The 14,397-nt window shown below is 70.2% G+C and carries 14 protein-coding genes and 3 pseudogenes; 8 read left to right on the top strand and 9 right to left on the bottom strand.

The genetic code is table 11. The features are described from left to right. Positions 1 to 109 precede the first annotated feature (109 nt). The 3 genes from ABZ818_RS40320 to ABZ818_RS40310 all read right to left on the bottom strand — a co-directional run bounded on the left by ABZ818_RS40320 (position 110) and on the right by ABZ818_RS40310 (position 2,879). On the bottom strand, positions 110 to 313 hold the full coding sequence (locus tag ABZ818_RS40320) for a hypothetical protein (RefSeq protein WP_361426615.1): 204 nt from the start codon (positions 311 to 313) through the stop codon (positions 110 to 112). 192 nt (positions 314 to 505) lie between these two features. Further along, positions 506 to 1,480, bottom strand: a complete 975-nt coding sequence (locus ABZ818_RS40315; protein ID WP_361426612.1) for a MerR family transcriptional regulator — start codon at positions 1,478 to 1,480, stop codon at positions 506 to 508. 184 nt (positions 1,481 to 1,664) lie between these two features. Then, positions 1,665 to 2,879 carry an MFS transporter gene (locus ABZ818_RS40310; RefSeq protein WP_361426609.1) on the bottom strand — a complete coding sequence of 405 codons (1,215 nt, stop codon included), beginning with the start codon at positions 2,877 to 2,879 and terminating at the stop codon, positions 1,665 to 1,667. Between the two features lie 76 nt (positions 2,880 to 2,955). On the opposite strand from ABZ818_RS40310, the gene ABZ818_RS40305 reads away from it, so the two are divergent. Further along, the gene (locus tag ABZ818_RS40305; RefSeq protein ID WP_335939779.1) at positions 2,956 to 3,318 is read left to right on the top strand and encodes a MerR family transcriptional regulator; all 363 of its coding nucleotides are present in this window, start codon (positions 2,956 to 2,958) and stop codon (positions 3,316 to 3,318) included. A 72-nt stretch (positions 3,319 to 3,390) separates the two neighbouring features. Then, positions 3,391 to 4,191, top strand: a complete 801-nt coding sequence (locus ABZ818_RS40300) for an alpha/beta hydrolase (RefSeq protein WP_361426605.1) — start codon at positions 3,391 to 3,393, stop codon at positions 4,189 to 4,191. Here the strand turns inward: ABZ818_RS40300 and ABZ818_RS40295 are convergent. The 4 genes and pseudogenes from ABZ818_RS40295 to ABZ818_RS40280 form a co-directional block, all read right to left on the bottom strand. Further along, positions 4,185 to 4,319, bottom strand: a pseudogene (locus tag ABZ818_RS40295) (IS5/IS1182 family transposase); the annotation flags it as partial. The gene ABZ818_RS40300 and the pseudogene ABZ818_RS40295 overlap by 7 nt on opposite strands. A gap of 107 nt (positions 4,320 to 4,426) precedes the next feature. Continuing rightward, positions 4,427 to 4,633, bottom strand: a complete 207-nt coding sequence (locus tag ABZ818_RS40290; protein WP_361426618.1) for a hypothetical protein — start codon at positions 4,631 to 4,633, stop codon at positions 4,427 to 4,429. Positions 4,634 to 4,664: 31 nt separating this feature from the next. After that, on the bottom strand, positions 4,665 to 5,168 hold the full coding sequence (locus ABZ818_RS40285) for a transposase (protein WP_361426602.1): 504 nt from the start codon (positions 5,166 to 5,168) through the stop codon (positions 4,665 to 4,667). A 43-nt stretch (positions 5,169 to 5,211) separates the two neighbouring features. Continuing rightward, entirely contained in the window at positions 5,212 to 5,757 is a 546-nt protein-coding gene (locus ABZ818_RS40280; RefSeq protein WP_361426599.1) for a winged helix-turn-helix domain-containing protein, read from the bottom strand. An 84-nt stretch (positions 5,758 to 5,841) separates the two neighbouring features. On the opposite strand from ABZ818_RS40280, the gene ABZ818_RS40275 reads away from it, so the two are divergent. From ABZ818_RS40275 to ABZ818_RS40265, 3 genes and pseudogenes are all read left to right on the top strand, one after another. Beyond that, positions 5,842 to 6,651, top strand: coding sequence for an IS5 family transposase (locus ABZ818_RS40275; RefSeq protein ID WP_361426596.1), 810 nt, complete (start codon positions 5,842 to 5,844; stop codon positions 6,649 to 6,651). Then, positions 6,600 to 6,785, top strand: a pseudogene (locus ABZ818_RS40270) (IS5/IS1182 family transposase); the annotation flags it as partial. The gene ABZ818_RS40275 and the pseudogene ABZ818_RS40270, both read left to right, overlap by 52 nt. After that, positions 6,782 to 7,204 (top strand): hypothetical protein, encoded by a 423-nt coding sequence (locus tag ABZ818_RS40265; RefSeq protein ID WP_361426593.1) that lies wholly within the window; start codon positions 6,782 to 6,784, stop codon positions 7,202 to 7,204. The pseudogene ABZ818_RS40270 and the gene ABZ818_RS40265, both read left to right, overlap by 4 nt. A 177-nt stretch (positions 7,205 to 7,381) precedes the next feature. Here ABZ818_RS40265 and ABZ818_RS40260 read toward each other — a convergent pair whose 3' ends face one another. Then, complete coding sequence (locus tag ABZ818_RS40260; RefSeq protein ID WP_361426590.1) at positions 7,382 to 8,782, bottom strand: VanZ family protein; 1,401 nt, start codon at positions 8,780 to 8,782, stop codon at positions 7,382 to 7,384. A 91-nt stretch (positions 8,783 to 8,873) separates the two neighbouring features. Between ABZ818_RS40260 and ABZ818_RS40255 the strand changes: the two are divergent. Beyond that, positions 8,874 to 8,962: pseudogene (locus tag ABZ818_RS40255) on the top strand (phosphotyrosine protein phosphatase); the annotation flags it as partial. A gap of 187 nt (positions 8,963 to 9,149) precedes the next feature. Here the strand turns inward: ABZ818_RS40255 and ABZ818_RS40250 are convergent. Further along, positions 9,150 to 9,617, bottom strand: a complete 468-nt coding sequence (locus ABZ818_RS40250) for a hypothetical protein (protein ID WP_361426587.1) — start codon at positions 9,615 to 9,617, stop codon at positions 9,150 to 9,152. Positions 9,618 to 9,805: 188 nt separating this feature from the next. On the opposite strand from ABZ818_RS40250, the gene ABZ818_RS40245 reads away from it, so the two are divergent. Then, complete coding sequence (locus ABZ818_RS40245) at positions 9,806 to 13,507, top strand: S8 family serine peptidase (RefSeq protein ID WP_361426584.1); 3,702 nt, start codon at positions 9,806 to 9,808, stop codon at positions 13,505 to 13,507. 355 nt (positions 13,508 to 13,862) lie between these two features. Then, positions 13,863 to 14,282, top strand: coding sequence for a hypothetical protein (locus tag ABZ818_RS40240; RefSeq protein WP_361426581.1), 420 nt, complete (start codon positions 13,863 to 13,865; stop codon positions 14,280 to 14,282). The last annotated feature ends 115 nt before the right edge of the window (positions 14,283 to 14,397 follow it).

Below are 14,397 nucleotides of genomic sequence, written 5' to 3'. Positions count from 1 at the left end.
ATCCAGCAGTCCATCGAACAGCAGCCACGCCCGGCCTGACGACCGGGCGCAGTTCGAGGATGCGCTGACCCCGCCCTGAAGGGACGGGGCTTGCGTGCAAGATCCCCGGTCAAGGTAAGAAGAGGGAAACGTTGAGGTCAAGACTGCGGGTGAGGCTGAGGACGCCCCCGCCGCCGCGGATCTCGATCACGTCGACATTGCCAGGATCGTTCACGGGGCCGCTGCTGCCGCCAACATACCGCCACTGCGCGCCGTACCACTCCAGGAGCGCGATCTGCTCCCGCGCCCGGGCCGACTTCGGATGCCACACCATCCAGACCGCCCCAACACCCGCGGTGACGTCGATATCAGCCGACGCCACCGCTGGTCTGCTGTTCTCACGCCCGAGTGCTCAGAGGGCAGTTTGTGAGCTGATGCCCGTTTCGGGTCTGGCTCAGCATCCCGCTTGGCCTCGGCAGCGCAGGGCCGTCAGCCAGTTCGGGATGGCGATCCTGAGCCGATGCGATTACGTGTCGCGCTGGTTTCGGAACCACTGCGCCACCTCGTCGGCGTGGGTGTCCGGCGGGAAGACCGGGTAGAAGACGTGCTCGATCGTGGTGCCACGGAGCACGAGGGTGAGGCGCCGGTAGAGCGTCTGGCCGTTGGCCTCGAACGTCGGGAGCTTCAGCTCGTCGGCGAGGGTGAGCCCGGGGTCGGAGAGCATCGGGTAGGGCAGGTGCAGGCGGTTCACGAGCGCCTGCTGGTAGTCGGCTCGGTCTGAGGACAGGGCGAGCACCCGGTCGACGCCCTGCGCCCTCAGCGCGTCGAGGTTATCGCGGAAGTTGCAGGCTTCCTGGCTGCATCCGCGGGCGCCGGGGATCTCGTTCCAGCCTTCCGGGATGTCGGCGGCCGGATCTCCGGTGAGGGGGTAGAGGAACAGCACCCAGCGGCCGTCGGAGACCGCGTCGAGGCGTATGGCGCTGCCGTCCGTGCCCGTGAACGACAGGGCGGGAAGCGTACGACCGGGCAGGTGGGTGGCGGCGCCGTCGTCCACCGGGGCCGGCAGGTCGGCAGGCAGGGAGTCAGCCTGGGGCAGCATCTCGTCGGGCTCCTTCAGGGGCTCGGGGGCAGCGGTGGTGGTGGGAAAGCCTCGCCGGGCCGCCGCGTCCCGGCGGCGGATCAGCTGGTCCCGGCTGTGGGTCAGCCGGGCGACGAGCAGGTCGAGCGCGTCGATCTTCTGCTGGTAGGCGGCCAGGGACTCCGCGCAGTGGTCGCCCTCGTCGTGGCCTGCGCGCAGGCAGGCGAGAAACGGCTGGGTTTCCTTGGAGGTGAGGCCGAGCGAGGCGAGGCTGCTGATCTCCTTCGCCAGCCGGACGTCCTCCGCGGTGTAGTAGCGGTAGCCGTTGGCTGCACGGCGTGGGCTGAGTAGACCGCAGTTCTCGTAGTACCGCAGCGCCTTCACCGTTACCCCGGCAGCGGCCGCCGCCTCACCTGAACGCATGTGCACCTCCTCGTCGCCCTGAACGCTAAACCCGGACCCTGGGGGACGGGTCAAGGGCAGACGGCCAGCCTCCTCAGGCCGGCCCCAGAGGTCGCCTGTCGGCGGCGTCACCCCCCGTCCTGCTCCTCGGGCAGCTTGTGCGCGCCGGCGACCTGCCCGCCCTGCGGTCGTCACGCGAACGAGGTCATCGGCGAGTCGGGAAGCCGTGGTGGCGGGCAGTGGCCGTGACGGTCAGGGCGAGGGCCAGCAGCGCCAGGGCCGACCAGGGCAGAGAGTTCGGGCCGGTGTGGTCGAGGAAGAGGCCGCCGGTAAATGCGGCGGCGGCGATACCGAGGTTCCAGCAGGTGACCAGGAGGGACTGGGCAAGATCGGCGGCCGTGCCCGCAGCGTCGGCGACGGCGGTCTGCAGCAGGGTGGCGGCGCCGCCGAAGCCGAAGCCCCAGACCGTGGCGGCGCCGTAGACGGGCCAGGACGCCGAGGTGAGCAGGGCGGTGGCGAGGACGGTGCTGGCGAATGCGAGGAGCCCGCAGGCGGCGAGGGTCAGGGTGCGCAGGTGCCGGTCGATCAGCGCCCCGGTGGCGAGGATGCTGACCAGCGAGGACAGGCCGAGGACCAGCAGCACGGTGTCGGTCCGCCCTTCGAGGTTCAGTGGTCCGAGCAGCGCGGCGACGTAGGTGTAAAGCAGGTTGTGGGCGAGGACGAAGGCCGCGGTGACGCCCAGGACGGCTGCCACGCCGGGGATCCGCAGCACCTTCCGCAGTGGCAGCCGGTCATGCTCGTCGCGGCCGGGAACGGCCGGGACGCTGACGGCGATCCAGCCGACCAGGGCCAGCGCGATCACGCTCATCAGCCCGAAGGCGACCCGCCACCCGGCAGCACCGGCGAGCATGGTGCCGGCGGGTACCCCCACCGAGAGGGCGACGGTCGAGCCACTCATCGCCACCGCCATCGCCCGTCCGCGCTGCTCCGGCACCACGATGCTGCGGGCGTATCCGGCCAAGAGAGCCCAGAGCAGCCCGGCGACCAGGCCCGCCGCGAAGCGCGCGGCCATGGTGAGCGGGTAGTTGCCGGAGACGGCGGTCACCGTGTTGGCCGCCGCGAAGCCGCCCACAGCCAGGAGCAGCAGCCGCTTGCGCGGCCAGCTGGCCGTGGCGGCGGTCATCGGGATGGCGGCCGCGATGGAGCCCACCGCGTAGAGCGTGACGGACTGTCCGGCGCCTGACTGGCTGACGCCGAGGTCCGTGCTCATTGCAGGCAGGACACCGGCCGGCAGCGCCTCCGTCATCAAGGTGACGAACCCGGCGGTGCTCAGGGCCAGCAGCGCCGGCCAGGGCAGTCGGGGCGAGCTCGCGGGCGGCGCCATCGGACAGGTGGGGGATCGGAGTTCGTTCGTCGACATGGGCCGATCGTCTATCGTTGACACAGATGTCAAGGTCCAGCCCGGGGCGGCCCGGCAAGGTCGTGAGGGCGGTCACATGCGAATCGGCGAACTGGCTCGGCTGACGGAGAGCACTCCGCGCCTGCTGCGCTACTACGAGAAGCAGGGCCTGATCACCCCTCGCCGCGAGGCGAACGGCTACCGGGACTACGACGACTACCTGGTGGACCGGGTGCTGCAGATCCGGGGGCTGCTGGACGCGGGGCTGCCGACCCGGATCATCAAGCAGATCCTGCCCTGTCTGGACACCCCGCGGACGATCCACTTCGCGGACGCCACCCCGGAGATGCTCGACACCCTGGAGTGCGAGACGGAGCGGATGACCCGCCGGATCCAGTGCCTGACCCGCAACCGGGACGCCATCATGGAGTACCTCTCGGTGGTCAGAGAGCTCGCCTGACCCCCCGGTCGGGGCCGGCTCGAAACTGCCCACTTGACCCTGACACGAGTGTCAAGGTCGGAGGCTGTGGCCATGACCGACTCCGCCATCCGGCACACCGCATTCGGTGACGGCACGCCGCTCGTCCTGATCCACGGCTACACCGTCGACCACCACGTCCTGCTCCCGCTCGAACTCGCCTTCACCGACCGCCCCGGCTGGCGGCGCCTCTACCTCGACCTCCCCGGCCACGGAGCCAGCCCCCGGCTGCCGGGCCCGACCTCGGCGACCGCCCTGGCCGAAGCCGTCTTCGAATGGATCGACGCCGAGCTTCGCGACCGGCCGTTCGCGGTGGTCGGGCAGTCCTTCGGCGGCCAATTGGCCCGGGCGGTGACGGCACGGTACGGGGAGCAGGTGCTCGGCTCGGCGCTGCTGGTGCCGGTGGTGCGCTGGGGCAACGACCGGACCTTGCCCGAGGAAACCGTGCTGGAGCGCGACGAGGAACTACTCGACCGCCTCCCGGCTGCCGACCGCGAGCTCTTCGGCTACGTCATGGCCTGCCTGGACAAGCCCAGGTGGGAGCTCTTCGAGCGATACGTGCTGCCGGGCTGGCGGGCCCACGACGAGGCGGCCGCCGCCGAGCTGGAGACCGACTTCCTGCTGCCGCACTGGCCGGAGCACCAGGCCCCCGCGCACCGCGGGCGCCATCTGCTGGTCACCACTCGGCAGGACGCCCTGGTGGGCTGGCGCGACCAGCTGGCCCTGCTCGACCACTACCCCCGGATGGCGGCAACGGTGCTCGATGCCGCCGGGCACAACCCACAGGTGGAGTGCGCCGAGACCGTACGGGGCCTGGTCGGGCACTGGCTCGATGGGATCGCGCGCCCTTACTGATGGTTTCGGCATGCCGTCCGGAGTCGCCGGAGGCAGATGATGCTGCAGGCGAGTTCGAGCAGGCCCTGGTGGAGGTCGGCGCGTCGTTCGTAGCGGGTGCGGAGGCGCTTGAACCGGTGCAGCCAGGCGGTTGGGTCGGCCGCGCGGCAAGGTGTCTGCCGTGGCAGGTCCTTTTCCGCGCGGCCTCCCGCCGAACCGGACTTGACGGTTTCCCTGTCATCCGGCTCTCCCGTGACTACAGCGTGTGCGATCCGGCCGCCTTGGCTTCGTGGATGCGGTCATGGCAGGCGTCGCAGGCCACGAGGGTCTTGCGACGCCGGTCGAGCATGACGCGCGACCAGTCGGACGGCGGCCATCCGGCACGGGCGAGGTCGGCGAGGGCCCGGACGCGATGCACCTGGACATCACCGGTGTTCCCGCAGACCTCGCACGTGTCCGCCAGGAGCCGGGTGATCAGCTCCTTGTGCGGATACTCAGGTTGAACTCGTGGAGTCCGGTGATCTGGTCACGTCGTAGTCCATGGTCAGGCCAGTGGTGGGAAGGCAGCCGTCGATCAGGTGGAGCCGGTATTGGATCTTCTTCAGCTTCCGCTTGATCACGCGGGTGAGGTGGGCGAGGTCGGCCGCGGCGAAGTCGACCAGGTGCCGCTTGAGCAGCGACCAGATCCCCTCGGCCGGGTTCAACTCCGGTGCATAGGAGGGCATCTGGAAGATACGTAACCAGTCCTTGTGCTCCTCGGCGAAGTCCGCCACCTCCTTGACCAGGTGCACGTTCAGATTGTCCCAGCACCACACCACCGGGGTGCCGAGCTGCAGATGGGCCATGACGATCAGATCGCGGTACTGGCGCCAGGAGAACGCCTTCGGCTCGCCCCGGCGCCCGTGCCAGATGTGCAGCTTGAAGAAGAAGCGGGAGCGGTGACCTGGGCGGTAGCAGACCACCCCGGCGATGTTGACCCGGCCGCGTACCCGCACCACCGGCCGCTGTCCGCGCGGGGCTCAGGTGCGTCCTTCGGCGGCCTCAGCCCCTGGCCCGCCTCGTCCTCGAAACAGATGTGGGCGCCCATGTGGGCCGCGGTCCTTTTACCTGCGGCCACACCTCCGTCTTCCACACCTCGATCGCCTCCTCGTCCCGTTCCAGTGCCCGCCGCACGGGAACCTGGTAGCTCCAGCCGTGCCGCCGCAGCAACTTCCACACGCCCTGGAGGGTGTAGCCGGCGTGGAACATCCGCCCGATCAGCAGCTTGACCCGCTTCAGCGTCCAGCCCTGGAACTCATCGTCAAAACCGTGCGCGAGCGGACCGCGCCGTAACTCCCGTTCCAGCCGCTCCCACTGCGCAGGGCTCAGCCGCTCCACCGACGCCGGCCCCGTCGAGCACAACGCCTCCGCGCCGCCCTGCTCCCACGCCCGCCGCCAACGCCGCACCGACCGCGCCGTCACCCGAAGGTCCCTCGCGACGGCCTCGGTCTTCTCGCCACGAGCGAACCGCTCAGCCGCCCGGAGGCGCACCCGCTCCCGCTTCTGCTGCTCTTTGGACGCCAGCCCGCCCCCATGCGCGTACCGCATGACCACGTCGTACCGCAACGATCAAGAACCGTCACGGGCTCGCGGACTTTACGAGTTCAACCTGAGTAAAGCACGCGCAACGCCATGCTGCCCGAGCCTGCCGTGATCGCCTGGAGATGCAAAGTGCCTCGTCAGAGGGTGTGCGCGACTTTTGGCACCCTACAGGCCCGGCCACTGGGCCAGGCCCTCCCCCAAAGGCGGCGTTCTCAGAGTGCGGTACGTGAGCTTCCGTCCGACGAGCAGTGGGCGTTGATCGCGCCGGTGATCACGGCGTGGAAGGCCCGACACCCCTCGGTCAGCGGCCACCAGGGCAAGTACGCGATGCGGGAGATCGTGAACGCGATCCTGTACCAGAACCGCACCGGCTGCCAGTGGGAGTTCCTGCCCCACGACATGCCTCCGCCCGGCGCGGTGAAATACTACTTCTACACCTGGCGCGACGACGGCACCGACCAGAACCTCCACGATCTGCTGAGGTGGCAGCTGCGGGAGAAGAAGCGGCGATTAGCCGACCCGAGCCTCGTCGTCCTGGACACGCAGAGCGTCCACGCGGCCGTCGGTGTCCCGGCTGACACGACAGGCCGGGACGCCGCGAAAAAGGTGCCGGGGCGGAAAAGATGCCTGGCCGTGGACGTGTTGGGCCTGGTCGTCGCGGTCGTCGTGCTGGCGGCCTCCGCGCACGAGAACACCGCCGGCATCGCCCTGCTGGACCAGGTCGCCGAGCAGACCGACACGGTCGAGAAGGCCCTGGTCGACCAGGGCTTCAAACAGCGCGTCGTCGAACACGGCAAGAGCCACGGCATCGATGTCGAGATCGTCGAGCGCAACCCCGCCGACAAGGGCTTCGTCCCGCAGGCCAGCGGTGGATCGTGGAGCAGACGAACGGGATCCTGATGTTCTACCGCCGCCTCGTGCGCGACTACGAGCACCAGCCGGCCTCCTCCCGCTCACGCGTCTTCTGGGCCATGACCTCCGTCATGGCCCGCCGGCTCACCGGCGCCACCCTCCCCTCCTGGAGGACCGCATGAGTGAGAACCCACAGGTCACAGCCGTCCTGGAATACGTCGAGGCTCGTGAACGCGAACTGGCGGAGCAAGCCGCCCAGATCCGCACCCGCCTCGAGGAACTCACCGCGCAGCTGGGCGAGCTCGACGCGGAGAGCGAAAACCTGCGCGTCACCCGGAAAACCCTCCTCCCCCTCCCCGCCCCCACGACCGCCGACGATCCGGATCGCCCCGACGTCCCCGACCACCCCGCCTCCCAGCAGATCCTCACCGCCTTCGCCGACACCGGGCAGCCGATGCGCGCCCGCGACCTGTGCCAGGCACTCGACCTGCCGATCATCCCGAAGAACACCGAAGGCATCCGCTCCAAGCTGAAACGCCTGGTCGCACGCGGCATCCTCACCGAACCCGAACCCGGCCTGTTCGCTCAGCCCCGCGCCTGACCACCACCAAGCGGCGACGGCCAGCAGCCCTCACCCAACCTCAACCACGAAACGGACAAGAACTCACGTACCGCACTCTCACAGCGGACAGCCCGCGACGCCCTCCTGCTGATGCTGTGGCGGGACCTCGGTGAGGTCGGCGGTCGGCGTGGTCGGCTCACGATCGGTCTCTTGCTCTCAGTTCAGCTCGGCCGAGTCGGGATTTGTCGTCGCGACGGCTCCGGTGACGGCGTCCAGCATGAGTACCAGGATGGAGGGGGCAGTCGTGGACTGTGAGGAGCCTTCGTCGGGGGCGCCATCCTGGGGACCGCTGACCTGGGGGGCGGCCGTAGCGCCAGGGGGGCCGACGCTCAGCATCCAGTACGGGCGCCAGTGGCCGGCGTTGTCGGTGCGAGCCAGCAGTTCACCGGAGTGGACGACGTCAACGTCACCGGGGAACTTGCGCGTCGCGATGGCCTGAGCCTGCCGCCGGTCGATGCGAACCGAGGGCAGTTCGGGGTCGGGAATGTGACGTGCGGTGAACGAGATGATCTCGCGGTCGGGACCGACGAGGACGTCCATCCGCATGGGCATCAGCACGCCATTCTTGCGGGAGCGCCAGGAGACCAGTTTCGAGGCTTGCTGAGGCCCGGCTGCGCTGACGTCCGCACGGCCGGCGAGCGCCCAGGGAAAGTGGTCGTGCACGAAGGCGGTGCCTGCCTTGAGGGCGGTCCCGTCGCTGACAGGTGCGGTATCGGGCCCGAGGGTCACACTGGTGGGCTGCAGCAGGCCGGAGGTCACCTCGCGGGAGGGCCAGTCGATGTCGAGGACGCCGCGGTCGGTGTTGGCCGAGATCCACCCAGGACCTCCAGCCGGCCCGGGGAAGAACTGCACCGATGCGACACGGGCCTGCTCGCCGAGGAAGTCGGCGATAGCTTTCCGGGCGGCTTCATGCTGTTCAGCGGAGGCGGTGTTCGCCCATGCCACCTCCGCCATCACGAAGGTGACGGTGAAGGCGCTGGTGAGACCGATTGCGGCGATTCCGGCAGCGAATCCGATGAGGGAGCGGCGGACCTGGCTCCTGCTGATGAGGACGGCGGCCTCACGTCCGCCATGGGCGGTGTCCCAGTACAGCCCAGCGCTTGCGACGAGGGCACCGGCAAAGGCGCCGATGCTGTTGGTCCACAGGTCAATGCTGTCACAGGCGCGTCCCATGCCTGGTGTGAGCGCCTGCGTGACCTCGATGGTGGCCGAGAGGGCAACGCAGGCCAGGGTGACCGGGATCGGGCGGCGGGTCAGCCAGGTGGCCAGGGCCGCGAGAGGGACGAAGAGGAGAACGTTCAGCAGCCCCTGGGTAGTGAACGTCCCTGTGATGATGTCGCGTTCAATAGTGCAGGTTGCCGAGGCGGGTGCATCGGGAGAAATAGGGTAGAGCGTGGCAGTTGCTACACCGGCGAGCGCGGCGCCCGTCAAGGCGCACAGAACTCCGGGCTTTTCGAGACGGCGCCCCAGGAAATAGGACACCAGAGCCATAACTAACGAGAAGGCGACAGCGGCCACCAACATTCCTTGATTACCGTTGAATATTGCCTGAATCATGCGGTCATTTCCTGGGCTCGCGCGGGAGGATCGATGCGGGTGCGGGCCCCACCATGCGCGGGCCCCGCACTCAGTGTTTCAGCACCCGGTCCCGGTCTTCCCCGGCAAGCGCCACCTCGACTGGCAACTCTCCGACCAGGCAGGCCAGAGCGTGGAAGCGTCCGACCGATCCCTGATGAGGTCGAAGACAGAATCCGAAAGAGATCGCACCGACGGCGCAGCCGTGAGCAGTTGAGAGACGACCGACTGATCCGGCGGGCGGGTTGGCGAGGCTGGTTCCTCAGGACCTGCCGGGTCGCGCGCCGGGCGGGGAAGCCGGGGCCGAGTGTGGCGGGTTGATTCTGGTCCAGCCTTGTGGGGTCACCCGTTAGTGGTCGCCGTCGTCCGCATCCATGCGGGAGTGGCCGTGCACATGCAGGTGGTCCTGCTCCAGGCGGTAGGTGAAGCCGCCCAACATGCCGACGACCCGGAAGAAGATCCGTACGGCCGGTCCCTCCGTCAGGGGGGCCACCGGCGGCAGCAGGTGTTCGATCTCCTCGAAGCAGCGGCCGGTCCGCTCGCGCCGCAGCGCGTGGAAGTGGTCCTCCAGCCGGTTTGCAGGGGCGGGGAGCGGCCGTGCCTCGACCGGTTCCAGTAGCTCCAGCAGGTGTGCGTGTCCCTGCTCGCGCGCGATATCCACGGCGCGACGCCCGTCCCGCATGCGCTGGGTGCGCCAGGCGCCGTGCGCGAGCAGCCGGGAGACGACGGCGAAGTCCGCGCCGTGCCAGGCGGCTTGATGCAGCGGGGCGAAGCCGCTGCGGCTACCGGGCCGAGAGAGGCTGACCCTAGCGCTCAAGAGATGCGGTCAAGTGACCACGCGACGTGGCGACTTGACGCCACGGCGCGTTCCCGCCGCGTCCCCGGACCACCGCTCGGCTCCGCCTCCTGCCATCGTTCGCTGCGTCTTCAGCGTCGGACCGGAGAGGAATCCGCGTGCCCAACATCAGACCCAGAAGGACAGCGGGACGAGACGGCGGGCGAGCCGTGCGACGCCGGGCGGCCGGTGCCGCCGTCGTGGTCGCCGCCGTGCTCGGGAGCGCGCTGCCCGCCCTCGCCCACGGGGCCGAGAAGGGGCCGGAGTTCGTCGATCCGGCGGCCGCCGCGCCGCCCGGAGCCGCCACCCGCCGCGTCACCCTCGTCACCGGCGACGTCGTCTTCTACGCGAGCGACCGCGCGGGCGGCGGTCCGCGTATCGACCGCATCGTGCCGGGCCCCGGCCGCTCCGGCATGGGCTTCACCCGCTACCACGTGGACGGCCACGAGTACGCCGTCCCGATCGACGCCGCCGGGCAGATCGCCGACGGCCGCGTCGACCAGCGCCTCTTCGACGTGACGACCCTCGTCGCCGACGGATACGCGGACGACGCCACCTCCGCGCTGCGCCTCGTCGTCGGCGACGCGCCCCAGGTCGCGGGCGGCCCCGAGGCTCCCGAACACGCCACCCTGGCCAAGGAGTTCAAGCGGACCCGGACCGCCGTCCTGAAGGTCCCGAAGAAGAACGCGGGCGACGTCTGGCGCAAGCTCGCCACCCCGTCGGCCGCCAGGAACGAGGGCATCGGCAAGGTCTGGCTCGACGGACGCGTCAAGGCGACCCTCGACGAGTCCGTGCCGCAGATCGGCGCCGACGAGGTCCACCGTCGCGGCGTCGACGGCAAGGGCGTCAAGGTCGCCGTCCTCGACACCGGCTACGACACCAAGCACCCCGACCTGAAGGGCCGCGTCGCCGCCGAGGCCGACTTCACCGGCGACGGCATCCAGGACCGGCAGGGCCACGGCACCCACGTCTCCTCGACGGTCGCCGGAACCGGCGCCGCGTCCGGCGGCCGGTACGCGGGCGTCGCCCCCGGGGCCGACCTCCTCGAGGGCAAGGTCCTCGACGACGACGGTTACGGCTACGACTCGTGGATCCTCGCCGGCATGGAGTGGGCCGCGGCCCAGAAGGCCGACATCGTCTCCATGAGCCTCGGCAAGTCCGGCGCCTCCGACGGCACCGACGCGCTGTCCAGCGCCGTCGACAGGCTATCCGCGGGCGACGGACCCCTGTTCGTGATCGCCGCGGGCAACACCGGCAACCACACCATCGGCGCCCCCGGCGCCGCCGACTCCGCGCTCACCGTCGGCTCCGTCACCAAGCAGGGCAACCTGTCCGCGTTCTCCTCGCGGGGCCCGCGCCAGGGCCGCTGGGCCGTCAAGCCCGAGATATCCGCGCCCGGCAGCGACATCGTGGCCGCCCGCGCCGAAGGCACCCTCGCCGACAGCGCCGTCAACGCCCGCTACGCGTCCCTGTCCGGCACCTCCATGGCGACCCCTCACGTCGCCGGCGCCGCCGCCCTGCTGCGCCAGCAGCACCCCGACTGGAGCGGACAGCAGCTCAAGGCCGCCCTGATCGGATCCGCCGCACCCGTGCGCGGGACCACCGTGGACGAGACCGGCGCCGGACTCGTCGACGTACGAGCCGCGTCCGCCGCGCAGATCACCGCCGAGCCCGCCACGCTCGCCGCCCGCGCCACGGGCAGTAGCGCGACCCGCACGGTCACCTGGCGCAACACGGGCGACAAGCCCGTCACCCTCACCGTCGGCGCCCGCGGCGATCTCGTCCGCGTGGACGCCACCGAGGTCACCGTCCCGGCCCGCGGCAGCGTCACCACCGAGGTCACGCTCGACCTGGCCCGCGCCGAGGCCGACGGCTCCTACGACGGCGCCGTCACCGCCGAGCGGCCCGGCCGCGGCACGGTCCGCGTCCCCGTGTCGGTCACCGCGCCGGACGACGCCCGCACTCTGACCCTCACCGGTCCCGCCCCGCGCCCGGGTGCCGACGCCACCTCCACCGGTGTCGTCATCCAGAACGAGAAGACCGGCGCCACCACCATGACCAGCCTGAGCGGCACCACTCCGCGCAAGGTCGTCCTGCCGCGCGGCACGTACCGCCTCCTCGGCAGCGTCTGGGAGTACGAGAAGGCCGGCTACACGATCACAGGCAGCACCGCGATCCACTACGCGCAGCGCGTCACCCTCGACGACGACGCCTCCGCCACCGTGAGCACGGACGGCGCGAAGCCGGTCCGGATCGGCGTCGACGACGATGGCGTGCGCGCCACCACCGACGGCGCCACCGGCATCGGCACCGCCACCCCCGACGGCGCCTCCACCGGTCTCATCGCCCCCAGCGCCGCCGGCCCCTACAAGGTCGAGGTCGTGCCCACCAGGACCGGTGAGACGTTCGACGGCATGCGCTTCTTCGGCGCCACCAGCTGGCAGCAGCGCGAGATCGGCGCCCGTGAACCCGGTGGCACGCCGCAGGAGTTGGGCCTCCAGCTCTCCCAGTACAGCATCTACCGCTGGACCGGAAAGGTGACCGGCGAGGTCGTCGACATCGGCAGCGGCAGCGACGCCGACCTCGCGGGCAAGGACCTCAAGGGCAAGATCGTCCTATGGCGGTCCAGCGGCAGCAACGCGTCCAACAACGCCGTCTACCGGAAACTCACCGACGCGGGCGTCGCCCTCATCATCATCCGCGGGTACAGCGTGTCGGTCTACGAGCCGACCCCGCTGGCGCAACTGAACGCCGACTCCCTCCCGCTCCTCGAAGGCCGTCTCGCCAAGGGCCCCCTGACCCTCACCGTCGAGGGCGTCGACACCTCGCCGACCGCCTACTTCCTCTTCCACAAGCAGGACGACTCGCTGCCCGCAGGCGCCGACTGGTACGACCGGCGCGCCGACCTGGCCCGCATCGACACCAGGGAGAACACCCACGGCTACCCGTACGACCCGAAGGGCCTGTACGCGTGGACGAGCTGGCGCGGGGTGCGGCTGGTCCAGCAGTCCACCCGGTTCCTCGCGCCGGCCGACCAGCAGGTGTACGTGTCGCCCGACGTGCAGTGGACCATGGCCACCTTCCACTACCTGTTCGAGGAGGGCGAGATTCCCTTCCCGCTGGCCACGCAGGTCACCGATCCGACGACGTACGCCAAGGGCCGTACGTACAAGGAGAGCTGGATGGCCGCGCCGTTCAACCCCGAACTGCGCAGCGGCAAGAACGTCGTCCGGGACGGCGACAAGGTGAGCGTCAACCTGCCGGTCTTCTCCGATGCGGCCGGGCATCACTCGGAGTACGCGCCGGGGGCCGACAGCGGTTCGACCGTCCTCGCCGACGACACGGGCAAGGTCCTCGACAGCAACGACCGGCCCGGACAGGGCGTGTTCGACCTGCCGCGCGACGACCGCTGGTACCGGCTGAGCGTGGACGCCCGCCGTCAGGGCCACGACCCGGTCACCTGGACGCTCGGCGCCCGTATCACCGACGAGTGGCGCGTGCGCTCGCACCACGAGGAGAAGGCGGCCCCGCTGGCGCTCCTCGACCTCGGCTACGACACTCCGCTCGACCGGCTCAACACCGCCGACCCGGCCAAGGAGTTCACCTACTCCGTCACTGTCGGCAGTCAGGCCGGCACCCGTACCGGGCCGGTGGACTCCATGAAGGTGTCGTACTCGACCGACGACGGCAAGACCTGGCAGACGGCCGACGCCCGCCGCGCCGGCGACCGCTGGAAGGTCACCGTGCCCGCCGCCGGCACGGCCAAGGTGTCGCTGCGCACCACGGTCACCGACGCGACCGGAGCCTCCCTCACGGAAACGCTGATCCAGGCGTACAACTCGGGCTGCACCGACATCTGGTGCGGCTGGTGAGCGGTGCGCCGCGCCCCTCGTCCCTCGGCGGCATCGGTCTCGGCGCCGCCGAGGAACGGCTCTACCAGCGGCTCGTCGAGGACGGGCCGCTGGTCCCGGCGGTCCGCGGCAGGGCGGCGGCCCGCCTCGTCGCGCTGGCCGAGCACACCGCCGACGGGATGCTCACCGCGGCGCCGGCCGCAGATCGCCCTCGCCGAACTGGTCCCCTGCCTCCACGGACCGCATCACCCCACCCCGGCCCGCCCCGAGCGAAACAGAGACGCTGGAGTACGATTCCCGTTCGATTAATCGTACGGCTCTGGAAGGACGGGCCTTGAGCGCCCAACTGAGAGACACCGCAGCGCAGTTAGCGGACATGCTCTGGCGTCAGCACACCGTGTACCGGGAGCGCGCCGGGGGTGTGGTCATCCGGGGAGAGCATGTGCAGCGCTGGATCAGTCTCGCCCCCTCGGGCCGCAAGGACGAAATCCTGCTCCGTGCGGGCCGTATCCTCGACGGCGGCACCACCGCTCCGGCGCGTTCGGAGACGGTCGTACCGCTCTGTACCGGCACCGGCGAGCTCGCCATGGCCTGCCGCCGCTTGCTCGCCGAGACCGCCGCCGACGCCGCACCCGCCGCCCCAGCGGCTCCCAGCCGGACCGAGCAGTCCGAGGAGCCGAAACGGCCCGGGCGGAAAGGGAAACGGATGAGTCTCGCCTCTTGGACGATCCTCGCCTGTGTGGTCGGCGTCGTCGCCCTGTACGCCTACAGCACTGCGACGACAGGCACGCGCTGAGCTTGATGTTTAACCTGGCCGTTCACCTGACCCGCTGATCTTGGTTCGTTCCCGGGACAGCAGGACGGCCGTTCTTCACGCTTCGAGGTGTCGAGCAACGTCGCGTGAAGGAACG

It is taken from the genome of Streptomyces sp. NPDC047453, assembly GCF_040643155.1.
Classification (GTDB): Bacteria; Actinomycetota; Actinomycetes; order Streptomycetales; family Streptomycetaceae; genus Streptomyces.
This window is presented reverse-complemented; position numbering and strand designations above follow the sequence as displayed.